The organism is Hafnia alvei, assembly GCF_034424155.1.
Classification (GTDB): domain Bacteria; phylum Pseudomonadota; class Gammaproteobacteria; order Enterobacterales; family Enterobacteriaceae; genus Hafnia; species Hafnia alvei.
The window spans coordinates 1,925,331-1,948,993 of sequence record NZ_CP139992.1 but is presented as its reverse complement, the minus strand read 5'-3'; the positions used below and the strand labels follow the sequence as shown (position 1 = coordinate 1,948,993).

The window sequence follows — 23,663 nt, the reverse complement described above, 5'->3', positions numbered from 1 at the left end:
CTTTTCCTTTAACTATTTGGCGTAATAACAGCCGTCAATGTGTCGATCAGCCGTGTTCCCGCGGCCAATCCACGGGTCGATTTACCGCTCAGGGCAAATTGGATATCCACCCAATCCACCGTTGCTGTGCCGCTTGGGATCGTTCCTCGATATTGAAAACCAGGCGCTATCTCTTTGCCGTCAATACTTATTCGATACGGGATCGACAGGGCTCCTTTCGACGCTCGCAGCTGGTAGTGATTATCATGCTGCTGGGTAGACTCGAACGTCAGAAGATAAGGCAATGCTTCATCGCCCGACTGCAACGTTTTCGCTATCTTTAAGCGTGCATTAGCCGTCGCGTCGTTGAGTTCGCCCACTAACCCCATCGATAGTGCTGGCTTATCAAAAGAGGCCTGAATCGTGACCGCGTCGGTTTGTAATGCGGTGAGATCCAGATAGATAGGGTAATTTTCACCACTGCTATCGCCCTCAACGTTAAAGCTAACGTTACCTACCTGAACGCGTGGAAACGCACCAAACTCGCTGAATGAGCGCTCCCCTTTAACGCTGCGATTTACTGCCCGCACCCCTACCCGCGTTTCATTCGGCTGAGCTGAAAACTGCACCAGATCGCCACATACGACGGCACGTTCCTGCATAAAAAGCTGCAATGGGAAACGGAGCGAACCGAGCACTAGATCGCCTCCCTCGCAGCGTCCGCCGCCTGCGGGAGAAACCAGTAAAGTCAGCGATTTATTCGCAGGCTGACGCATCGTGAGCGTATCTGCTCCGCTCGCATCGCTGATCCCCTCATGGAGCATACGAATAGCGCCATTCGGCTGGGGCTGAATCACCCAAGCACCCGCCATCACGCTGCTTACCTGTAGCAGCAACGCAGCAAATAACACCGGAGATTTCATGAATTACTCCTTAAGCTGGCACTTTTCATAAGTATAAAGTTTGCCATCCATGTTAAATGCCAAGTTGTTGTGCACCGCCAACGTACGCGAATGCTCTGGGTACACATTGAATATGGTTTTGTCCTTACGCCCATCGATTACTAAATCACGCATTTCGCTACGCACGTTACCGGTTGCCGTCAACGTCCACTGATTACTGCTACAGGTCACTGCCAGCCCCTGATTTCGCTTACCTTCGGGTAAATAACGCAGCAAAACGTCATAGCCGATGGCGAAGCGCACCTTGCCTTTATCCATTTCTTGCTCTGGATAACTTGGCCGAATACGCAGACGATATACGGTTTCACGTTCAACCGGCTTCAGCGGCATAATTCTCACTTTGCGTTCTTCGCCAAAGGGAATAATCAGTTTGGTGGGTGAAAAAACTAACGTCGGATCCTGAGCACCGAGTTCTTTCACCTTATTTTCCTTGGTGTCGCCTGGATTAGTAATATGGAATAGCTCCAGCGTAACAAATTCGTAGCTCTTATTTTCTGACTTATTAACGTCTACGCTATCCACCGCGCGATACATTGATTTAACGGTAATAAAATTATCACGCGGCGTTTCTTGTTTAATTTCTTTCACGATAGGAAAAACTTCAATGGCCTGCGACAGTCCCGCAGTCATTAGCATAGCCATACCCACTGGCAGAATTGCCAATTTACTCAGTTTCACAATTAACCTCACGTATTTGCATAATGCCTTGAGTCATTTTGACGTTTGAACTATTTAGCGGGCACATATAATTTTGCCCCTCTTTACTCACCTTCAACTTATCTAGCTGGCTGTCGGTATCTAACGTGAAGTCACCCACAAATAAGCCTTCAGCATCGGTCATGGCATTGCCACCTACCACGCGAGCATTGGCTAACGGCACACCGTCGAGATATAAGCGTCCGGTGACCGTCTGATTTTTCGTGGCGTTCACTTTGACGTGATAGACCTGCCCCGGCATGGCCCAGGTTGAAGATGATTGAGTCGAAAGGTTATAGAATGCGTTAGTGTCGGTGGTATAAACCTGTTCAGCCTTTGGCGATATTTTTTGGTATGGCTGAATCGTGAGCGTGGTTTTTTTACCGCCCTCAACCACAACTGGCTCATTACTCCGGTTACGCACTTCAAAATATTGATCTTCAGGCAATGAGCTAGCATCTACAATCAGCGCGGCGGTATTGTCGACCTTGCCATATCCGAACTCACCCTCACCAATAGCGAACCCGCTGCGTTGAGAAAGATATTGTTGGCTATAGCTGTTATTACCAAATGATTTAGATACGCCAACCGAGGTATAGCCATAATCGTTATCCATAACGATACCTGCACCGCTATTATTCTCGCTGTTTGGCCCATGATTGACGCTGGCGTTGACCGTATATTTCCCCCCACGATCGAAATCTGGGTTGTCTAAATTAAGTGAATAATCGGCGCTGTAGATATTTTGTTTGCTGCCCTCATCGCTCATTCGTGAGCGCAAATAAAGCGACTGGTAATGGTTATAGCTGCGCTCACGCATGCCGAGAGTAAACTGAGCAAAAACTTTATCTTCCGTGGTGCTGTTATGAGAGTAACGGTTAACCAGCTCATTAATACCCCGGTGATAGCCCAGATCGACGCGTAAATTAAGGTAATCCGACAGCGTAAAGTCGCGATTTAAATTCACATCCCAGCTTTCAAATTCGGTTTTATTTTGCCGTCCGTAGTCTTGATACAGCGTATTCAAGCCGAAGTTAACACCTAGACCAATATTCCAAGGTAGAAAGGTATTCGCACCAAACTGGAGATATTCAAAATCGTAAGCAGGAACCAAACCATAGCGGTGATAATCCTGCTCATCACCTTTAAATCGGTTATCGCGATAGCTCAAGTTCATGCTTAAGGCATACAGGTTTTTCATTAGCCCAACCTGATAGCCCGTGCTGCCATCCACGCCCATAACGCCATCGGCATAAAGACGTTCGGCAAACCAGCTATTAACCGGCAAATCTAGGCTAGCATTGGCATAACCATCCTCGTTATCAAGGAGGAATCCACTGCCTAAAGACATCACAGAATTGGTGGTATATCCCAGAGATACTCCGGCAAAGTGGCTCGGACTACCGTTTTGATTGGGATCGTTGTCGTCTTTGTCACAATGTCGGCAAGAGTAGCGATTCGACGAAAATTGCCCCTGATGATCGTCATAGCGCCCGAGCTGAACCACATACTCCAAATCGCCGGACCGAAACGAGCCATTACGTTTGAGAAAAGGCTGTATTTTCTCTTCACGGCTGCCGTTCACTAGCTTAGAAACCAGCAAAACGTCATAACCGCCGGATGGCCATCCTTCTGTCTTTAAATGCTGCAAACCGGCGGGAAACTGCTGTAGGTCGATTAAACGCCCGTTGCGATAGACCTCAACCGTACCGGCCTGCGGCAAATAGACGGTCACCGGCGAGGCCGCACCGTCACCAGGGTTTAAATAGTTATCCGTCATATACCCCAGCGAAATACCGTCGAAGCTAACGGGATTAAAAAAACTGTAGGTGACCGAAGGCGTACTGGACACCAAATTATCGCTTAACCGCTGACGCCCAGCTTTAAAACGGGTATTTTCATGCTCAAGATACAGCGCTAATTCATCCAAATTAAAATCAATTTCTTTGGAATAACTCCAGGCGCCTTTCACATAGCTATTACCGGTAAGGTTTAAGGTATCGTTGGAAGATAAACTTAAACTATCGCCATAGGTATCAGAGAGATAGTTCAGATTATGACTATGAACAAAGCCGGCAAGACTGCGGTGTGGAATATAGGTTTTGTCATAGGCCTTATCGCCCGCTTTAAACAACGAGGCGGGAAATATCAGATGCACTGACGCATCCGATTCATTAACCGTTGCGACAATTTCATCCTGTGAAAAACCTTGCTTATTCACTCGGCGTAACGGAACAGAAAGTTTTTTGAGCAGCTCAGCGGCGGACACGCTGAGCGCGGGCATATCCACGGCGGTTATTTGATCAACAATCACCTGAGGTGACATCAACAAAACATCGTTTTGGTCGAACTCCACGCCAATAGAACCAATGGATGAATCTGCATAAATAATATCAAGTACGCCGCTTTGTTTGGCATTAAAAATGTCTTCAAAGCCAGCGGGAAGCGGAATAGAAGACGCCATCAGCGGAGTTAATGCGCAGCCAAAACCGACACCAAGAATAACAATGCTGGCAGTTATTTTATTATTCATTATTCTCTGTCTCTATCTATAAAATAGGCATTACAATTAAAGTAAAGGTATTTGCGTATTTACCCTTGGTATAATTCCCGGCTAACAATTCAGAAATAAATTTGACTTTGACGCCGTTTGCCGTAGTGGCCTGACTAATATCTTTTAAAACAGGCACGCGTAGATTTTTAGTGGCGTCGGTTTCTATTCCTTGATGAATAAAGCTGCCATCAAGATTAATATGCGTATTGCCCCCAAACACCTGAGGAAGAACAAACTGTTTCTCTAAAAATACAATCTCAGCATTTTTCACATTTCCCACTAGGTGAAAAAAACTCGACGTTTTTTCAAACTTTTGAGAAATACCGTTGATCGGTAATGGGAAATCAAACTCTTTACCACTCAGTGGCTTATCTTCATAATACAAGGCGATTCTTGCTATAGACTCAGCAGAGACATCCAAATCGACCTGCGAATTGGGTACAGAAAACGCTGCCTGACTCCATAACAAAAGCACGGCAATAATTCCGGCGGCACAGTTATTTTTAATCATATTTTAAACAGGGCCAGCATAATGCTGACCCTGGCCTGATTTAATGAAGAGGATTAAGGCTTGGCATTTACGTTAGCGTAGACAACGCCGGTATAATGACCTTGGCCCAATGAATCATAGGTTTTATCTGAGACAAATTTAAACATCACTGGCAGTTCGCCATGAGTACCGTTTGCATTCAGAGTAAAGTCTTTAGAATCACCTGATGCAGCGAACTCCTGGCTCCCGGCAGAAGTGATGCTGCTGATTTTATAAGTCATATCGTTGAGCGTGCCGCCCTGAGTGCTATACAGGGTGAACGCGTCGCCGGTAACAGATTGGCTGTCATCCATGGTCAGAGCAACTTCAAGCTTGGTCACGTCGTTGTTCCAGAGTTTCAACGCTGTGGTTTGTGCTTCCATGTAGCCTGATGCCGCTGGCGTCAGCTCTACGTCCATATCGGTAATAGGACGACCACCTGGATCGGTGATAGTTGCACTATCAGGAACGTTGGCGCTAACGTTGAACTTGGTATCATAGCTGGCAGGCGTAGAAGCCATTGCAGAAGCAGACATCACTAGACCGGCCAATACAGACAACATAGTTTTGGTTTTCATTTAAAAATTAAGTCCTTGTTATATAAAATGCATCTTTTACAGATAGAGAAATATCACGCAGGAAAATAAATAGTTCTCCAGCAATAATATTTATCCGTTCTATTCTGTTTCATTGCGTAATAGGCAGACGACAATGCTGACAAAAAAGCAGTACGCATCGTTAAATAAATAGTTAAACGTTGCGATGCAATAGTCCCTATTGCACGTTTACTTTTTTCGCATATCGGCGTCGTTATATTACGAAAGCAAGCTTACGAAATAGCTCAGTTTAATTCTTGAAAAAAACCTCACTTTTCCTCACAAAGCTTTAGCAGTAATTAAAGCGATAAAAGTAAGACCTATGAATTAAGATGAAATTTAATTATCTTTAAGAATATTATGCCCCACCTCTTCAAATACGGCGCGCCGCAGGTCATCTTCCAGCTCGCTAATCGTTTGAGGCAGATAGAAGTTTTTATCACCTACGCAGCTTTTCCAATCTACGGTAGGAGAATAAGCAATCCCAATAAATGAAATTTTTCCCACTGATTCATCCGTACTGAGTACCTGGCGGATTTTATCGCACATACCTGCTTGAATAAGGTTTGGTGTAATAGAGATATCTCCGGGGTCATCCGTCCCATCAGAAACAATCACCATAACTTTTCTTGAGGCTGTCCCTGAGGCTAAATAAGGCACCCCGAGCAGAACACCAGAGCTGACCAAGGTACCACCTAAGGCCGTCATATTATTAATCTGGTTTATTTCACTTGGATTACTGGTCAGCGGTACTTTCCACGAAGAGCTCTGCTGAAGACAGGTACTGGCATTCACGGCCGAAAGCGGGATTTGAATATCATGCACTGGGTTCGGAATGGCTGCGACGCTGCCCGCAATATTCACATAGCGTTCTAACGCTTTGTAATTACCCCCGGAAAGGACATCTGATGGCACTGGGCCATTACTGACAAAAGGAAAATCACAGTTTGCGCCCTCTTTGCCGCCCCAACCAAAAGGAACAAATCCCACTTTATTGTCAATATTGTAGGAAAAGAGTTCATCGGAGAGTTTCAGTACAATTCGTTTGAGCTCAGTCAGCTTTGTGCTGCCGCCAAATCCCTCATTCATTGAACCTGAAAAGTCAGTGACAAAAATCACGTCCATGTTTGAACGAAATTTACGCGCAGCGCCGTTGTCGCCGATCACGACCTGATCGTCAAAGCTAGGAAAAAAACCAGAGGAAAACCAAGAGTCCTGCAACGTCTGCCCGCTGACGCGATATTCTACGTAGGACAGATTTTGGTTATTGGGTGAAATACCACTTTTCACAATGACCTTGGGTTTAAACACGTCAACGTCATGACGCATATAGGCGCGAAAATAGTCACTCGACAGATCATAATTTCGCTGCGCGCCGTCGCCGTTATCCTCTGCGGTTAATGCCAGAGCAGCTTGCTCCATCGCGTCGGAAAGACGCGCACGTTCGGTAATATAGCGCGATCCTTCCAGCCCAAAAGCCGCCATGCTAAGTAAAAAGCCAGACATCATGACAAAACTAATCGCAAATGCCCCACTGCGATCCTGTTTAAAACGTCGGATACTGGCTAACAATGGTTGGTACACAAACATAGTTGCTCCTTAGTATTCAAGGTTCCACGACTGCTGGCTTTCTTTCCCGTTTGGCAAATTAAAAAAGGCAGCGGCCCCGGACGATATTGCGCGACAGCACGTCCAGTTCGGTCATGGATATATTTAATCTCACCGATAAACTCGGGCCCATCAGGGTTTATATCAAAAACATTAATACTAATTTTGGCTCTCAGCGTTGGGCTGTAAAAAAGCATTTGGTTTATTTCACCAATTAACGCCTGCTGATTTACCTTGGATGAATCAATAAAAATAACTGCCTGATTTTTTGCCGCGTGAACAGGAAGAAATAGCAGCAGCAAGCTAAATAAAAGTCCGTATCGCTTCATTTATCGCAGCATCACGATGGCGAATGAAGACATCATCGGTGTTTCTTCCGTCGACGTTAACCGCGTGAACCAGCTGAAGGTCGGCAAACATACGGTCACCTGATACAGCGGTACCCAGCGTCCATAACTGCCGCGCGGTGTGAGCTGCTGAAGTTGGTTGAGCGGCTGCGGTGGCAAACATTGCCCAGCACTGCCGCTGTCCCACGATTTATACAGTTTGATCTGCTTTCTATCATCACCCAGACGAATTGGATCTTCAAAATGCATCTCCTCAACGTGCAAACTCATTTGAGAAAGATCGATGGTGCTATTCATATCCGTGAGTATTTTCTTGGCCAAATCAGCGGCTGAATCCACATCCTGCTGATTCAGCGTTTCTCTCGCGTCAAACAGTTGGATCCTTTCACGTAAAATACCGGCAACCGAATACGATACGCGGTCTAATTTTCCGACCGTTGCCTGACGGACAACCAGATCGGTGAGAAAGAAAATAAAAAAGATCAGCGCAATGGAAATCAGAACAAATTCGACGGAAACCGCAGCGCGTTTATCAGTCCATAAATTTGGAACGTTCATATTCTTGAACAAAGATCACCTCCCTATTTAATAAGTTATTGACCCAAAATCCGGGGAATGGGAAAAACATTGGCGTATATTTATATTCCAAGTGATAACGTGCTAATGGCTTGTAACGAGAATTTCCTGTACTCCCACCGGTATTAATCATATCGGTAATAGAGTCAGCATAGGTAATATCCATGGTCACAGCATCGGGGCGTGTCAGAAATCCCCATATCGCGCCACCTTGTTGTGTGATCCGCGCCTGAAAGCGGCTGTCATAGCCGCCGTTATCGGAGGCTGATGCATTCTTAGATTCTTTCGCAGCTTCGGAAACCGCCAAATCAATGACGGAAGAGATATAGGCCATTCTCGCAATCTCGGCGACAAACAGCACTAAGGCAATAAACAATATGACCGTTAAAGAAAACTCAATGGAGGCAACGCCTTTATTATCTCTGACAAAATGTCTACATCGTTTCATTATCCTAATCCTTTTTCTGCGGGATTAATCATGGCCAACGCATCAATTAATTCATCGCCTTTTTCTGATAAGCTCTCATTTTGAATAATATCTCTGGCATAACGACGATCGCCGACCTTAACCAAAGATAAAACCAGATTATGCAGAAGTTGAGACTGCTTACGTCCGCGTAAATACTGTGGCAGCAGCAAACTCACCGCATCCTGATAACGGCGGTCTAATATGGCCACCATCGCCATATTGTTGATAGCAACATCATCCGCAATGAATAAGCTACGTGATTTCTCAATAGCGGCGAGGCCTTCCGTTAGCTTTCCTGACTGTGCCAGTGCGATTCCTTTGAGGTTATAAGCTTCTGCACTCTGCGGCTCACGCTGTAACATCTTTTCGGTCACGCGAATAGCCTGAGGGTAATCGCCTAAGGCGATCATATTCTGAGCCTGTAAGGTATAAACATTTAAGTCCGGCGTTTTAAATAGCGGCTGCATAAAATAGATCGACGATTTGTAATCGCCAGACTGGTAGTAATAACGGGCGAGTTTTAGACGTGCGGCAGGATCTTCTTTTTTCTTCAGCGAACTGCGATAAAGATTAATCAGGCCGTTATAGTTTTTTGCCTTAAGTAAAATATCCTCTTGATAATTCATATCACGGGTAGAAGTCGGTGCTCGTTGCACACATCCACTTAATAAGGCGACACACAGAAGTCCCATCGTGATTTTTTTAGAAATGTGCATTTTGCATAATCCTTAGAATACCTGGTGCGGCAATTAAAATAGTAATCGGGAACATAATAAAAAGAATAAGAGGTACGCTCATCTTGGCTGACAGCTTGCCTATTTTTTCTTCCGAGCTCAGCAGCTGCATATCACGAATGTCTTTAGAGAGTTCCATCAGGTTTTCATACAACGAGGTTCCGTAATGGACACTTTGTTGCAACGTGGCACAAAACATACGCATCTCAGTCATGTCCATTGAGCGGTAAAGATCCATGAGTCCCTCCTCTAAACCGCTCACCTCGGCTCGCCTGACGAGATGCGACATTAAATCAGCCAAATTTTTGTCCAAATCATCCGAGCGTTCGGCAATAAATTTCACCGAACTCTCCACCGTCATCCCTGCTTGAACACAAACGGCGATCAAATCAACAAAATAGGGCAGCGCATCCATCATTAGCTTGATACGCGTATTAATCGCCGGATTCAGCATCATGGCCGGTAGCACTAAAACAATCATGAATACGAACAACATAATCATGGCTAAGGCTTTCATGCTGATAGAAAGCACACCGATAACCGTAAGAACCAGCAATACGCCGCCAATTGCGCCACAAATACGCGCTTTGAGGGGAAGGCTTTTCTCTAATTCATTGAGAAATGTCAGCCAAGGGCTGTTACTAATAATCAATGCACGATAGTCGATAGTGGAAAACTGATTCTGCTGTTTGCCCTCTTTTTTTGGCTCAATGATGTCTCGCTGTTTCTTCCAGTGCTGCTGCTGGCGTATAGCCATCAGCACCAGCAAAATACCGAGAAGTAACATCGTTAAATAAAGCATCGTCATCAGAGCGCCCTTCTTAATAAGATCCAGATAATGATCATGCCAATGGCTTCACTGGCAATGACGTAATAAAGGATCAGGCGACCAACGGGATCGTGAACCACGAAATCAAAGTTTTGCGGGCTGAAATACTTCATGCCACAGAAAAATAGCAACGGAATAGATGCCACTATTTTGGCCGACGTTCTGGCCTCTGAGGTCATGGCTGATTTACGCCGCGCCATATTTTTACTGTTATTCACGATCCGAGATAATCGGCCAATTAAGGTGCGTAGTTGCCCACCGTGTTGCAGGCTTACCAGCATCACCACCACGAAGAAATAAAACTCCCGATAGCGATAGTTTTGCCACGCATCATTAAAAACACGCTCGGGTTCTTCTCCAAGATTTAAACGCCGATCGATACGATGAAACGTTGCGCCTAAGTCGCCATCAATGCCTTCACCACAACGGTGCAGCGCCTGATGAATACTATTTCCCGCTGATACCGCCGCATTCACCACCGATAGCACTTCAGGAAAACGATCTTCGAAATAGCGTCGATGCAGGCTGCGTCCAATTCGCAGCTGTGCAATAAACATCACGATTAACGCCACGGGTAGAAAAAAGGCCACGTCAAACTGTAGCCAATTAGCATTCAAAAACAGCAATACCAACAGCAGCGAAACAGCAATGATGCCGCCCTTCATGCCTTTCAGGCTGTAATCTCCCAGCGCATAGAGTTTCCACTCTTGCCACGTATTTTTGATATAGCCAAAGACCAGAGACTGTCTGGGATTAAACGTACTTTTAGAAGCTATCTTGGTCAGCTTTCGCCAGTTATAAAAATTAAGGCTAAAGACTGCCAAACCTATAAATAGAATCAGAAACGACATTTCTCACTCCATACCAAATATATGCTTTAGGTCATCACTCACGTTGAACATCACCGCATTGCGCATCACCGTTGAACGCATTAACAGGCCATGATTGATAAACTCGCCTTTAATTTTTCCATTTTCATCACGGTCAGATTGGCTTTGAAAAGTAAAAATATCCTGCAGAATTACGCGATCGCCTTCAATCCCCATAACCTCACTAATGTTCATTACTTTTCGGCTACCATCATTTAATCTCGATACTTGAATAACGATGTTAATGGCCGAGACAATATTTCGACGAATTGACTCCATAGGAATATTCATTCCTGCCATCATCACCATATTTTCCAAACGCGAAATTGCGTCTCGAGGATTATTCGCATGTAGCGTTGACATAGACCCATCATGCCCGGTATTCATGGCCTGAAGCATTTCAAACGATTCTTCGCCACGGCACTCCCCAACAATAATGCGGTCAGGACGCATTCGGAGTGAGTTAATCAGTAATGCTCGCATGGTAATTTGGCCGGTGTTTTCCACACCCGCCAAGCGCGTTTCCATTCTTAAAACATGCGGTTGCATCATGCGTAGCTCTGCCGCATCTTCCATAGTAATAATGCGTTCGCTGGGATCGATATACTTTGACAGTGCATTGAGCAGCGTAGTTTTCCCCGAGCCCGTCCCGCCAGAAATGATAATATTGACCCGACACCGCGCCGCAATGATCAGGAAATTAGCCATCTGTCCGCTCATCGCATTCATGCGGATAAGGTCTGACAGTTCAATATTGCTTTTACCAAACTTACGGATGGAGATAGAAGTTCCATCTAACGCAATGGGCGGGATCGCGACGTTTAAACGGCTACCGTCATGTAACCTGGCATCCACCAGCGGCCGTCCTTCATCAAGACGGCGGCCCACTTTTTGCACCAGACGCTTGGCGATATCTGTTAATTGATTATTATTAATAAAACGGCATTTTGTGAGCTCCAACTTACCGGCTCGCTCAATATAAATATTCTCCGGCCCATTAACCAAAATATCACTGACGGTTTCATCTTCAAGCAAAGGTCTTAATGGGCCGTACCCTAAGATTTCATCCGCCATCATTTCAGCAAAACTATTTTGGTTTTGGGAATTTAAATAGATATTTTGCTGTTCAGCCACGCGTTCTAATACACGATTCATTTCAGCTAATAGCTGAATACGGTCGTCAACTAATGCTTCAATCGTGTTAATTTCGATATTTTGTAATACGCCATCGCGTAGTGCTTCTTGAATTTCAACGCTGATATCCATTTACGCCACCTGATTTTTTTTCAAACGCCCATTCTTCATCAAGCGATTGATGAGCGATCCCTTATGGATAGGTGCCCCGCCGAGAATTAAGCGAGTGAGCTGGTCGATAGGCGCAATTTTTCGATTTAGCCCAACGAAACGCGTGATACCGTCTTTTTGTTTGTTATAGGGAAATACCACATCCAACGGTCGCCCTAATAGCGATTGCAGATCTTCAATACTCAGCATATTCATACTGAATGGGCGGCTGTCGTTGAGGCATATAAATAGCCTACGCGGTGCGAGCTGAGAGCGATTAAGCGACTCAACCACTTCAATCATGCCGCGCGCAACCCGCACTGACGCCATTGAGCGATCCATAACTAAAACCAAACAGGATGAGCTTTCAACCAACTGGCGTAGCGTCTCTTTGTTGGCGGTATTAATAGCCTCTTCAAACAGCACAAAGTTATATTTTTGGAAGCCATCTAACGAGAGATCGGGATAGAGCGAGCTACTGCTGCTCATAAGATCAAGATTCTTTTGTCCAGCCACAATTTCTTGCACCATTTTTTTGCCGGTAAGCAAATCAAGGTCGCGCGAACCGGTCGCGCCCTGAACAAAGAGCGACGGCATTTCTTTGGCCTGCACAATATTGCTGATGGTCTGGTAGGCAATAGAGCTATTTCCAACCCCACCTTTACAGCCCAATATACTAATGCTTACCGCCCAGCGCGTTGATTTCAGATTGGTGCTCGAAATAGCCGACTGAACAAAAAGCTCACGCTGAGAGTTCAAATTGAAATATTGGATGCCATCACGCAAGAAGGCTTGTGCCAGCATGATTGAATCGCTGTCACCGACTACGCAGCACCATACGCCTCGTGGCACCATGGCTAAAATAGCGGGCACAATATTATCGATATATTCTTGGCGGCCTATATCAATAACGATGCCATAGTCTTTTTCAGAAATAGCAAGATTATGGCTCGAATCTAAATCTTGCAGGACGCTGGTGACCTGATTAAAACCGGCTAATCGTAGTAATTGGCTTAGTTCTTCATTAATGACCTTGCGCGAGGATAAAACATAAAATGCCTTCTCATTTTGCGCTGATTTAGCATCGTCCTTTTGTGGGAATAACAGCATTTTTGCTCTTCCTCAGAAATAATATTTGTATGGGCTAACCAATGAGGAAGCGAGATTGTTGTTAATGGCACATCCCGTATCGTCATAAAGATCAAACTTATAATTCTGTGTCATATACCGACACTCGGGTAAACGCAGAATGATTTTTTGAATATGCACCTGAATCCCCGAGGTTTCTTGAGTGCGATAGCCGCCGCCCTGATAGGATAAAGTGATCCTCTCAGGCGTGATGCCTTTGGCAATCAGGTCTTGCCTCACCTGCTTAGCCGTAGCCGAAAAATCATCATCAAACCATTCAAGGCGGATATAGCCGTTAAACCCACCGCTGGCCTGATTAAAAATTTTCCCAATCGCAATTTCTTTAGAAATTTGATCGCTTGCAGTCAGTGCGATGATCTGTTCGGTTATTTGTGGTGAGCCGTGCTTTTCTAATTGGCTAGCCCAACCGGAAAACGATGCCAGCGTCATGAATAAAAGCACGCCATGAAATAGATGTGAGATCCTCATTTAATAAATCCTCCCTGCTCCACAAATCCTTCAGCCAGTTTTCGATCGCGTAGATTGCTAATCCCCTCGAAATTCATAAAACGAGCCAGCGTTGAGGTACGTTGAAAATCAGGCAAAACGATATCGCGCATGGTGACGGGTTTAACGAGATTAACAGTGGCTACCACCACCAGCTCGCCGCGCGTACGCTCGGTTTTGGCATTTCTAAACAGCGCCCCGAGAATCGGCACATCCCCAATAAATGGTAAGCGAGATAAATCTTCGCGCTCGTTGTTGCTAATAAGGCCGCCGAGTAGGAAACTTTCTCCGTCGGCAAGCTCAACGGTGGTTTTTGCACGACGCGTTTGGAATGCAGGAAACGAGTCACCGGCGTTGGTGCTGTAGGTGCTATCCACGTTGCTAACCTCTTCCCCCAGCGTTACACGGATGCGCTTGCTGCTGCTGACTTTAGCGCCCACGTTCAGCTTGATACCAAAATCCTTGTATTGGACATTGGAACCATTGGCAGAGCTGGTGACCACCGGTACTTCGCCTCCGACCAGAAACTCAGCGGACTCACCCGACAATACGGAAAGATTCGGCTCAGCCAGCACGCGAGCCACCGAGTCGTTGCTGATGGCATGCACCAGAGAGCTCAGCGTGTCGGCGTTGAATTTCACAAAGCGAAACGTGCCGGGCGTAATATTGCCGCCGGTGCCGCTGATGGTTCCCCAATCAATGCCCACGTTGTCGCTGAATGTCTTGGTCACCTCAACGACCGAAAGCTTTACGTTGACCTGATTTGTGATCGGCAGCTTCAACTTGTTGATCACTTCCTGATACACCACCTCATCAAGCCAGGCATTGTTGCTTTCACCTCCGCCACCGCTGCCACCGCTCATGCTTGGCACATCTTTTTTATTCGCCGTGCGTTTAGCGCCCACGCCTTCACCCACAATTTGATAAACACGGTCGCGGTCTTCTTCTGTGGGCACGGTTCCGCTAAGAATGTAGGTTTTACCCACTTTCTGAATCGAAATTTGGCTATCCGGCACCAACTGCCCCACCTTTTTTTGCACCGCGCTTAAAACGGGATCAACCACCAACGTAGTTTTAATGAGCTGGTCACCATTTTTGTCAAAAGCAATGAGATCGGTTTGGCCGTCGCTTTTGGCATAAACCATGACGCCACGCTCGCCAATAATTTCATAGTCGGCTACTTTGGGAGCAGAGATAAAAATAGTGTCAATATTTCCATCAACCTGAATAACCTGTGACTCTCCGGCTTCCATGTAGACTTCTTGAGCATGCACATAATAAGAGAGAAATAATCCCGTCATACCCAGTAGCCATAACGCACCGATATTGGCTCGGACTCGCCCTATTTTTTGACGCTGACCTTGCTGCTTCGCTAAACAAAAACTCACTCTCCACCTCTCAACTCTTTAACGGAATTAAATTGGGGCAATACTTCATCCATTCTTATTTTTTGGTTGTTCTCGTCCTCATACTGATCGAACGGGAATAATAAGATTTCACCAGCTTTTTCTACGACTTTGAGTTCGGCCAACTGCTGCGCGTCTAATCTCAATACCACCGTTCCCACCGAATCATCACCGCTATAACTCTTAGTCACTGCTTTAGGCGCCTTTTTAATATCTACGATAGAGATAGGCCCCATTACGCGACTAATCGCATAGCGCTTCATATTTTTGTCAGGGCTATTACTGCCTTCCGTTACCAGACCGACATTATTTTTTTTACTTTTATCCACCTCAACTAATCGGATGTAGAGTGAAACTTCATCCCCAATGGAAAGAGAGGAAAGTAGATATTCATCCTCCGGTTTAATTTTATAGCTGTATGGCGTCTCATTGCTTCTCAGTGAATGAGCTGAGAAGGTTGGACTCGTTGGTGATTCCACCATTTCAGGTAAAATAATGCTGCCTTTTGAAATATTATGCCTAATTAAGTATCCCTGAAGATCTCCGTTATCTAATGAGGAAATATCACGGCGATCTTTGCTTTCTTTGGAGATCTCAATCGACGTTATTTTGTAATCATCACGATTTAAGATGTCATAAGGTTTTAGTTCCCTTATCGCTTCCGCAACCATGATGGTATGGCTTGCTTGAGGCACAGGCTTTACCTCAGTAACCTCTGGCGTTTTCTTTTGCACAAAAATGCCGGCGATGCCGACTGCAATAACGATTATTGAAAGAAAAAAAAGCATGCGATGGTTCATTAAGATGTCCTAAGCAGGATTAATAATAAAAAGACGCCACGGGGTAAATAAGGATAAATGCCAAAGAGATAGCGACACCGTATGGCACGCCGTGACTTAGTAAATTATTACGAAAAAAAATAAGACCGCCGATAGCGACAATGCCGCCAATAAACGCAGTTAAAAACAAGAAATCATAAAATGCGTTGCTTTGAAAAGAGAGCGCTAATACGGTTACTAGCTTGGCATCACCGCCACCCCATAGGCGGGCAACAAAAAGGGTAAATCCTCCCACTAAGGCGATAAGACCAAACAAAATATTTGGCAGATGTGATTGTAAAAGAATCAATGACAATAGCGATATGGCGAGTAATACAAGACTCGTGTGTGTGATCCTTCTAAAAAAAATGTCCTGCCACATAATAAAAATCAAAATCATGCAGGTGACAATAAAATTAGCTTTGATTAACCACACCATGTCTATTTCCACACCTATTCCACTTCGGTTATTAGAAAAATGCACAACAAAATGCAGCAAGAAAATCATCCATGATGTTCTTGCTGCTAAACAGAGAGCCTTACAATAAATACGTTCTAACTTATTGTTATCGCGTTACGGTAGTGTATTCCGTTACGGCGTAGTCTTGCTGATAGTAACGCTTTTGATTGCTTCAGCAATTTTATCAAACGTTTCTTTCAATGCGCCCAAGAAGCCGGAGTTCTGATCACCAAGAATAAATGCTAACAGAGTCGCCATAGCGACACCGATTAATGCATATTCAATCGCAGTCACACCGCGTTGATCTTTACCAAACTCATGAAAACGAACATGAGCAGCCACATAACATTTAGTTAAAAAAGTGTTCATCTATATTCCTTGTAAATTTAAATCCGCCATTTCGGTGGCGTGTTAATAACCATCTTGTTGTTGCCGATGCCCCATAGGTAACGACGGAGCCATTAGAAGCTATTGCGCCTCAGGAGTCCTTATTGAGGTCATATTTGTTTTTATAATTTATGATTGATAAACAACGCTGAGAATTATTTAGCAAAAAATAGAATGACTACCACAACAAGTGTTGATATCCAGCACACCGCTAGCAACGATAATATCGAGATAAATACATTCCAGCGACGTGAGTGATACCACTCTTTTCCGTTATTCGATGGCTCCTTGTGGTGAGCATATCCCATGGTCTCTAAGGGAGATGCTAGCGCTTCACTCATTCCAACCGTTGTCGCCAAAGAGAGTGCTGGCACTTTATCCTCTTGGCCACTATCGGGTAGATATTTTTTCTCACGCAGCACATTCCCCATATACTTGACCCCTTTTCTGGGTATCGTTTTTATAAATGCGCTTGAAAGTCCAATCTGATCAAATGACTTTCTCAACATATAGATTTGGCCATAGTAGCTACTGTCACTCACTGAACCGCGCTGCTCATGCCATACCTGATTGATAATATTTTGTTTATCGGTCTCCCCTTCTAATAAAAGAAGTAAGAATCGATAGCTATTTTCTGGCAGGTTAATCACTGTTCCAAAGTCGTTAATCAGACAGCGCTTTTCAGGCTCAAACCGAATGCCATCCCCAAGGATGAATATCGTGTCATCCTTACTTACATCATTCATTAGCCGTAAGCTCCAGTGTGACTTCAATCTTCACTATTATTAGCCTTCGCAGTTAAAAATAGAATCTCATTATCCTCATCTATCTTATCGAATAGCCTATTTAAGATTGAATTATACAAGAGAGAAATAATCGAATAAACCCTATATACCTCATTTGATCTCATTCATAAAAATTAAGAATAATATAGCGGATATTATACCGTTACGCCTTTTTTTAAAGGATGTCAGATCGCGAGAAATACAAAAGAAAGATTAATCATTAGTACTGTTTTAAAATAACCATAAATAACCTCATGTTGATAAAAAATATAACCATTATAAATAATAATATTTCTTAGGAATTTAAATAGAGTTATTAATTTCAGAGGGATTGTTTTACCATCAGGCATAACCTATACGCTTAGAAAAAACTTATTAATAAGAAAATACTGAACTTTGCGAGATTTATAATTATTTACTGAGAGTTATTGATATCTGCCTGCGAGGTTTAGCGACGTTCTGAAGCCCTTACTCCGCGTCTCTAGCCCACTCCCACGGCTCAAATACAAAGGGTTATAAGTATAAAAAAACCACGCCGAGGCGTGGTTTAAACATCTAAACATGTGTTTGACTATTTGGCTAAATGATTCGCGATAGCATTAAACATCAGCGAAGCCTCAAGTGGCTGTGCACTGAAGGACGGTTCCGCCTGTGGCCATGTAGACCACTGCACGATAACCAGCTTCTCTTTTTGATTCACAACGATCATCTGACCAAAAATGCCCAAGGCCCACAGGGTATCTTGGCTTTCCAACCCATGTTTCGGCCCCACGTTAACGGCATTCGCTGGTACGCTATTATTCCACCACTCGTAACCGTAGCTGCCATCAGGATGAGCTGCGGTCACCGATTTCTCTGCTCGGTTCCATGCTCGTGCATCCGCAACCCAATGATCGGGTAACATTTTAGTTCCGTCAGGCAGAACGCCGTCGTTCATGATAAACAGGCCAAATTTACCCCAATCTTCCAGCGTGGCGTTGAATCCATGTGCGCCAACATCATGCTTGCCCACTTGATAACTATGCCAAACACCGTCATTAATCATGCCGTTGGGTTGCCATATTTTTTCCTGAAGATTCTGTGCCAGCGATTTTCCGGTCGCCTTTTCTAGCGTATCGCCCAGCAGCCATGCCCCACCAGACGAGTATGACCATGCCTGTCCCGGTTTGGCGTAAGCTTTCCGCTGTGGATCTTTCACCAATTTATTGACGCAATGGTAAGTGTCACTGTTGGCTTCACACTGGGTGAGTTGCGCAAAGTCAGATTTAGGATTGGTGTAATCCTCGCCCCAGGTAACGCCCGAAGTGTGCTGTAACAGCTGGCGGATCGTAACATGTTCCCACGCCGTACCGCGTACATCAGGATTGTATTTAACCACCTCATCGTCTAACGAGGTGATTTTTCCTTCTTTCAGCGCTACTCCCACCAGCGTTGATACCACGGATTTCCCCACCGAGCGCGATGTCCACAGCGTGGTCGGCGTATTCCCCTGACCGTAATAATCCCACACTATTTTGCCATCTTTAATCACCATCATGCCCGTAACGCTGTTGCGCTTGAGGTAATCTTTCAGCGCAATGTTCACGCCGTGATATTGATAAGTGACACCGGATAAATCCTGAGCCGCACGCGGTATGGGCATCGCTTTTCCGGCTTTGAAAACGTCACCTTCATAGGAGCGGTAGTCGTTACGAAATCCGACGACCCGCTGTTGTTGATCCCACGTCAGCATGTTTTTAACATCGGGGAGCTGTGTGTCTGTCGGTGCAGGGCAGACCGCGAGTTTCAAGCTATGGCAGTCGTTAGCCGCTGGCGCAGCATTCACCTGTAGCGCAGCTCCCAAACATAGTGCCAGCAGGCAAATACCGGTTTTAATTTTCGTCATGGTGTTCCCTTAGTTTCGGTCATGGTCTTGTTTGTAAGACCACTTTATGACGAGTTCAGGAATGTACCGAGGCGGATAGTGAGGGGAAACCCCACACAAAAACGTATTTGAATTCGATGAGGTTTGGAAAGGAATAGAGTAAGATTTTTTGCAGATAAACGCCCCCGGCTAGCACCGGGGGCATCTCGATTTACAGCGCCATATCGTGCTGTGGCGAATCTTGGCGTTTTTCTTCCGCCTCTATCGCCATGTGGCCATGATCGTTCATTTGAATCACCGGTGGTTTCGTTAATTGCAACGCTGCCGCGGTGTCATCCCATGTTTTCTGCGTTAGCGCCGCGTTACCGTTTAACTTCTGACCATAGCTAGGTACGATATCGCGAATTTTGCTCTGCCACTCTGGGGAATTGAACTGTTCTGGGAACATTTGCTTAATCACATTCAACGTGATTGGTGCGGCAGTCGAGGCACCAGGTGAAGCGCCCAATAACGCAGAGATCGTTCTTTGTTTATCGACGACCACTTCTGTACCCAGTTTCAGTACGCCGCCTTTCTCAGGATCTTTTTTGATGATCTGTACACGCTGACCTGCTTGAATGAGTTTCCAATCGGCTTTTTGCGCCAGTGGGTAGTACTCTTTCAGCGAAGCAAAGCGATCATCATCACTCAGCATGACCTGACTAATGAGGTATTTCACCAGATCAAAATTATCCAAGCCGACATCCGTCATTGGAATAAAGTTGCTGGTTGTGGTGGTGCTCAGCAGGTCAAAGATAGAGCCATTTTTCAGGAATTTAGTCGAGAACGTCGCAAATGGCCCAAACAACACCACGCGTTTACCATCAATAAAGCGAGCATCTAAATGCGGTACTGACATCGGCGGTGCGCCGACTGATGCCTGACCATACACTTTTTCTAAATGCTGCTTGGTAATCTCAGGATTTTCCGTCATCAAGAAAGAGCCCCCGACAGGGAAACCGGCATAGTTTTCCGCTTCAGAAATCCTCGTCTTTTGCAGCAGTTTTAGTGCACCACCGCCCGCACCGATAAATACATATTTAGCGTCAATCGCATGTTCACTGCCGTTGTTGATATCCTTGATCGTGACATGCCATGAATTGTCCTCATTGCGCTTGAATTCGGTCACTTCTGCCGAGGTTTGCAGAGAGAAGTTACTGTTTTTCTTTAGGCTGCCGATCAGTTGGCGAGTGATTTCACCGTAGTTAACATCGGTTCCCACCGGAGTCCAAGTCGCAGCCACTTTTTGGTTGGCATCGCGGCCGTTCATCACTAGCGGTGCCCATTGCTGGATCTGTGCGTGATCGGTCGAGAATTTCATGCCTTGGAATAGCGTGGTTTGCTGTAAGGCATCGTAACGCTTTTGCAGATAATTAACGTTTTTATCACCCCAAACGAAACTCATATGCGGCGTAGAATTAATAAAAGCGTGAGGATCTTTCAAAATACCGCGCTTAACCTGAGCCGACCAGAATTGGCGAGAAATCATAAACTGTTCGTTTATATCCAACGCCTTGCTGACATCAATGGTGCCATCTGCGCGCTCCGGCGTGTAGTTCAGCTCCATATTAGCTGAGTGACCCGTTCCGGCATTATTCCAGCCGTTAGAAGATTCAAGCGCAACGCCGTCGAGTTTCTCAACCATCACCTGTTTCCATTCAGGCTGTAGCTCTTGCAGCCAAGTGCCCAGTGAAGCACTCATGATGCCGCCGCCGATCAGGAGAAAATCGGTCTTTTGCGTCGCATCATCTTTCGCCCAGGTAGCCGTGCTGACAAACAGCGCGACCGCGGTTAGAGAAACAATAGTCTTATTTAGTGCAGGCATAATAATAATTTTACATTTCTAAGATATATTCAGTGAACACATGCTACTCCATTTTTACCTTAATTTAAAATTGCATTCACATTTCTATTTACCCATAGGGTTTCTACACGTTTTTAAACTCACGAAATAAAGGCTCATTGATAAATGTAGCAATCTTAATAAGGGTATAAATCAACCACCGAGCTGTACGTACAGTTTTCTCTTATTGAGCATCGCTGCTCTGGATATATATCTTTGAGGAGATAAAGCAAATGGGTTTCCTATTTCACTCCCTTGCTTGCAGATATTATGAATAAAGCCCCCTAACAACAGGCTGTTATCCTGATCCGTATTACATCAATCACATCACCTTCAATTAATGAATTAAACTCATAAAGGTTAGCGGATTTAGGTATCTAATCGAATAAACCTGTTTGCGTTATGCTTCCTCCATCGCAACAAACGGAGGACTGCATCATGCAAACGGTCACACTCAACAACGGTATCGAAATGCCTTTACTCGGCTTTGGCGTCTTTCAGATGACGGACGCAGCCGAATGCGAACGTGCGGTGATTGACGCTATCGAAACGGGCTATCGTCTCATCGATACCGCGGCCTCTTATCAAAACGAAACTCAGGTGGGGAATGCCCTGCGACAAAGCGGGATTGCTCGCGATGAGCTTTTCGTGACCACCAAACTTTGGCTACAAGACACGAATTATGAAGGTGCAAAAGCGCAGTTCGAGCGTTCGCTCAATCGCCTGCAACTTGATTATGTTGACCTTTATTTAATTCATCAGCCATATGGCGACGTGCACGGTGCGTGGCGGGCGATGGAGGAGTTGCAGCTGGCGGGGAAAATTCGTGCCATTGGCGTAAGTAATTTTCACCCTGATAGACTTGCCGATCTGATGGCGTTTAACCGTGTTGTGCCAGCGGTAAATCAGGTAGAGGTCAATCCCTTTAACCAACAGCTTCACGCCGTGCCATGGATGAACAGCCGCCATATTCAGCCAGAGGCTTGGGCACCTTTTGCCGAGGGCAAAAATGGTCTGTTTCAACATCCGGCGCTGACGGCTATCGCCAACCAGTATGGCAAAACCGTCGGACAGGTGGTACTGCGTTGGCTATATCAGCGAGGCATTGTGTCGTTGGCGAAATCCGTTCGCAAAGCGCGAATGGAAGAAAATATCAATATTCTCGATTTTGCACTTTCTGATGCGGACATGACGCAGATCGCCGCGTTAGACACCGCGACCAGCGCCTTTTTTTCTCATCGCGATCCGGCGATGGTGGAGTGGCTCACCCAGCGCAAACTTGACGTGTAATCCCGCTCATTTGTCAGCAACAATTACCTCAATAAAATAATGACCTCAATAATAAGGCTATTAAAATGCAAAAACGTATTCTCGGTAAGTCTGGGCTAGAAGTGTCAGCACTGGGTCTGGGCTGCATGGGGCTGAGCTTCGGTTATGGCCCTGCCACCGACACCAAACAAGCGATAGAACTGATCCGCACCGCCGTTGAACAAGGTGTGACCTTTTTTGACACCGCTGAAGTCTACGGCCCTTATTTAAATGAATCGCTGCTTGGCGAAGCACTTGCGCCTTTCCGTGACCGCGTGGTTATTGCCACGAAATTTGGTTTTACCTTCGGTGATGATAATAAGCAGCAAATTTTAAACAGTCGTCCTGAGCATATTCGTGCCGCCGTTGAAGGCTCTCTGAGCCGGTTGAAAACAGACGTCATCGATCTGCTATATCAGCATCGCGTTGATCCCGAAGTGCCTATTGAAGATGTGGCTGGAACCGTGAAGGATTTGATTGCAGAAGGTAAAGTTAAGCACTTTGGATTATCTGAAGCCGGGGTTCAAACTATTCGCCGCGCACACGCCGTTCAGCCCGTTACGGCGCTACAAAGTGAATACTCCATGTGGTGGCGTGAGCCTGAGCAAGAAATCATGCCGTTGTTAGAGGAATTGGGCATTGGTTTTGTTCCCTTTAGCCCTCTGGGCAAAGGTTTCTTGACTGGCGCAATAAACGCACAAACCACCTTTGGAGCTGACGATTTTAGAAGTAAAGTGCCGCGTTTTGCCACCGAAGCCATAGAAGCCAACGAAAAACTCGTGTCTCTGCTTGCTGCGTTAGCCGCAGAGAAAAATGTCACACCAGCACAAATCGCACTGGCGTGGCTGTTAGCGCAGAAACCGTGGATTGTGCCAATTCCTGGCACCACCAAACTTCATCGTTTAACAGAAAACTTGGGCGCAGCCGATCTGGTGCTGAACGCTGAAGATTTGCGTAAAATCGCCAACGCTCTCGAAACCGTGAAAATCGTGGGCGATCGCTACCCTGCTTCATTGATGGCGCGCGTCGGTCGATAAGGGATTAATGGCAGGCGGCCATTGAGCTGCCTGCCTTCATTCAATATTC

The 23,663-nt window shown here is 45.5% G+C and carries 24 protein-coding genes; 2 read left to right on the top strand and 22 right to left on the bottom strand.

Features of this window, described 5'->3' with window-relative positions:
* Window positions 1-8 precede the first annotated feature (8 nt).
* From U0008_RS09100 to mqo, 22 genes are all read right to left on the bottom strand, one after another.
* Window positions 9-902: a hypothetical protein gene (locus U0008_RS09100; protein WP_043492890.1), complete on the bottom strand. Its 894-nt coding sequence runs from the start codon at window positions 900-902 to the stop codon at window positions 9-11.
* Window positions 903-905: 3 nt separating this feature from the next.
* Window positions 906-1,619: a hypothetical protein gene (locus U0008_RS09095; RefSeq protein WP_043492888.1), complete on the bottom strand. Its 714-nt coding sequence runs from the start codon at window positions 1,617-1,619 to the stop codon at window positions 906-908.
* Window positions 1,606-4,170 (bottom strand): TcfC E-set like domain-containing protein, encoded by a 2,565-nt coding sequence (locus U0008_RS09090; RefSeq protein ID WP_043492886.1) that lies wholly within the window; start codon window positions 4,168-4,170, stop codon window positions 1,606-1,608. The genes U0008_RS09095 and U0008_RS09090 overlap by 14 nt, the downstream gene beginning before the upstream one ends.
* 16 nt (window positions 4,171-4,186) lie before the next feature.
* Entirely contained in the window at window positions 4,187-4,702 is a 516-nt protein-coding gene (locus tag U0008_RS09085) for a hypothetical protein (protein ID WP_043492881.1), read from the bottom strand.
* 53 nt (window positions 4,703-4,755) lie between these two features.
* Entirely contained in the window at window positions 4,756-5,298 is a 543-nt protein-coding gene (locus U0008_RS09080) for a hypothetical protein (RefSeq protein ID WP_025801741.1), read from the bottom strand.
* A 357-nt stretch (window positions 5,299-5,655) separates the two neighbouring features.
* A complete protein-coding gene (locus U0008_RS09075) occupies window positions 5,656-6,906 on the bottom strand; it encodes a TadE/TadG family type IV pilus assembly protein (RefSeq protein WP_043492877.1) in 1,251 nt (416 codons plus the stop codon).
* Window positions 6,882-7,226, bottom strand: a complete 345-nt coding sequence (locus U0008_RS09070) for a hypothetical protein (protein ID WP_226929953.1) — start codon at window positions 7,224-7,226, stop codon at window positions 6,882-6,884. Before U0008_RS09070 ends, U0008_RS09075 begins: the two co-directional genes overlap by 25 nt.
* Window positions 7,227-7,253: 27 nt before the next feature.
* Complete coding sequence (gene tadF, locus U0008_RS09065) at window positions 7,254-7,841, bottom strand: tight adherence pilus pseudopilin TadF (protein WP_043492871.1); 588 nt, start codon at window positions 7,839-7,841, stop codon at window positions 7,254-7,256.
* Window positions 7,804-8,295 (bottom strand): TadE/TadG family type IV pilus assembly protein, encoded by a 492-nt coding sequence (locus U0008_RS09060; protein ID WP_038502153.1) that lies wholly within the window; start codon window positions 8,293-8,295, stop codon window positions 7,804-7,806. Before U0008_RS09060 ends, tadF begins: the two co-directional genes overlap by 38 nt.
* Window positions 8,295-9,032, bottom strand: coding sequence for a tetratricopeptide repeat protein (locus U0008_RS09055; protein WP_043492868.1), 738 nt, complete (start codon window positions 9,030-9,032; stop codon window positions 8,295-8,297). Before U0008_RS09055 ends, U0008_RS09060 begins: the two co-directional genes overlap by 1 nt.
* On the bottom strand, window positions 9,019-9,858 hold the full coding sequence (locus tag U0008_RS09050; RefSeq protein WP_040046903.1) for a type II secretion system F family protein: 840 nt from the start codon (window positions 9,856-9,858) through the stop codon (window positions 9,019-9,021). The genes U0008_RS09055 and U0008_RS09050 overlap by 14 nt, the downstream gene beginning before the upstream one ends.
* The gene (locus tag U0008_RS09045) at window positions 9,858-10,730 is read right to left on the bottom strand and encodes a type II secretion system F family protein (protein ID WP_043492866.1); all 873 of its coding nucleotides are present in this window, start codon (window positions 10,728-10,730) and stop codon (window positions 9,858-9,860) included. Before U0008_RS09045 ends, U0008_RS09050 begins: the two co-directional genes overlap by 1 nt.
* 3 nt (window positions 10,731-10,733) lie before the next feature.
* Window positions 10,734-12,014: a TadA family conjugal transfer-associated ATPase gene (locus U0008_RS09040; RefSeq protein ID WP_025801730.1), complete on the bottom strand. Its 1,281-nt coding sequence runs from the start codon at window positions 12,012-12,014 to the stop codon at window positions 10,734-10,736.
* The gene (locus U0008_RS09035) at window positions 12,015-13,142 is read right to left on the bottom strand and encodes a tight adherance operon protein (protein WP_043492864.1); all 1,128 of its coding nucleotides are present in this window, start codon (window positions 13,140-13,142) and stop codon (window positions 12,015-12,017) included.
* A 12-nt stretch (window positions 13,143-13,154) separates the two neighbouring features.
* Complete coding sequence (locus U0008_RS09030) at window positions 13,155-13,649, bottom strand: hypothetical protein (protein ID WP_043492862.1); 495 nt, start codon at window positions 13,647-13,649, stop codon at window positions 13,155-13,157.
* Entirely contained in the window at window positions 13,646-14,968 is a 1,323-nt protein-coding gene (locus tag U0008_RS09025; protein WP_369828318.1) for a type II and III secretion system protein family protein, read from the bottom strand. Before U0008_RS09025 ends, U0008_RS09030 begins: the two co-directional genes overlap by 4 nt.
* A gap of 83 nt (window positions 14,969-15,051) precedes the next feature.
* Window positions 15,052-15,873, bottom strand: coding sequence for a pilus assembly protein CpaB (locus U0008_RS09020; protein ID WP_111329373.1), 822 nt, complete (start codon window positions 15,871-15,873; stop codon window positions 15,052-15,054).
* Window positions 15,874-15,892: 19 nt separating this feature from the next.
* Window positions 15,893-16,399 (bottom strand): A24 family peptidase, encoded by a 507-nt coding sequence (locus U0008_RS09015; protein ID WP_226929952.1) that lies wholly within the window; start codon window positions 16,397-16,399, stop codon window positions 15,893-15,895.
* Window positions 16,400-16,483: 84 nt separating this feature from the next.
* Window positions 16,484-16,720, bottom strand: a complete 237-nt coding sequence (locus tag U0008_RS09010; RefSeq protein ID WP_025801724.1) for a Flp family type IVb pilin — start codon at window positions 16,718-16,720, stop codon at window positions 16,484-16,486.
* A gap of 173 nt (window positions 16,721-16,893) precedes the next feature.
* Entirely contained in the window at window positions 16,894-17,484 is a 591-nt protein-coding gene (locus U0008_RS09005; protein WP_025801723.1) for a winged helix-turn-helix domain-containing protein, read from the bottom strand.
* A gap of 610 nt (window positions 17,485-18,094) precedes the next feature.
* Window positions 18,095-19,408, bottom strand: a complete 1,314-nt coding sequence (locus U0008_RS09000) for a serine hydrolase domain-containing protein (RefSeq protein ID WP_043492855.1) — start codon at window positions 19,406-19,408, stop codon at window positions 18,095-18,097.
* A 190-nt stretch (window positions 19,409-19,598) separates the two neighbouring features.
* Window positions 19,599-21,251: a malate dehydrogenase (quinone) gene (gene mqo / locus U0008_RS08995; protein ID WP_043492852.1), complete on the bottom strand. Its 1,653-nt coding sequence runs from the start codon at window positions 21,249-21,251 to the stop codon at window positions 19,599-19,601.
* A 456-nt stretch (window positions 21,252-21,707) separates the two neighbouring features.
* On the opposite strand from mqo, the gene U0008_RS08990 reads away from it, so the two are divergent.
* A complete protein-coding gene (locus U0008_RS08990; RefSeq protein WP_025801720.1) occupies window positions 21,708-22,559 on the top strand; it encodes an aldo/keto reductase in 852 nt (283 codons plus the stop codon).
* Window positions 22,560-22,624: 65 nt separating this feature from the next.
* Window positions 22,625-23,614 (top strand): aldo/keto reductase, encoded by a 990-nt coding sequence (locus U0008_RS08985; RefSeq protein WP_043492850.1) that lies wholly within the window; start codon window positions 22,625-22,627, stop codon window positions 23,612-23,614.
* Window positions 23,615-23,663: the final 49 nt, after the last annotated feature.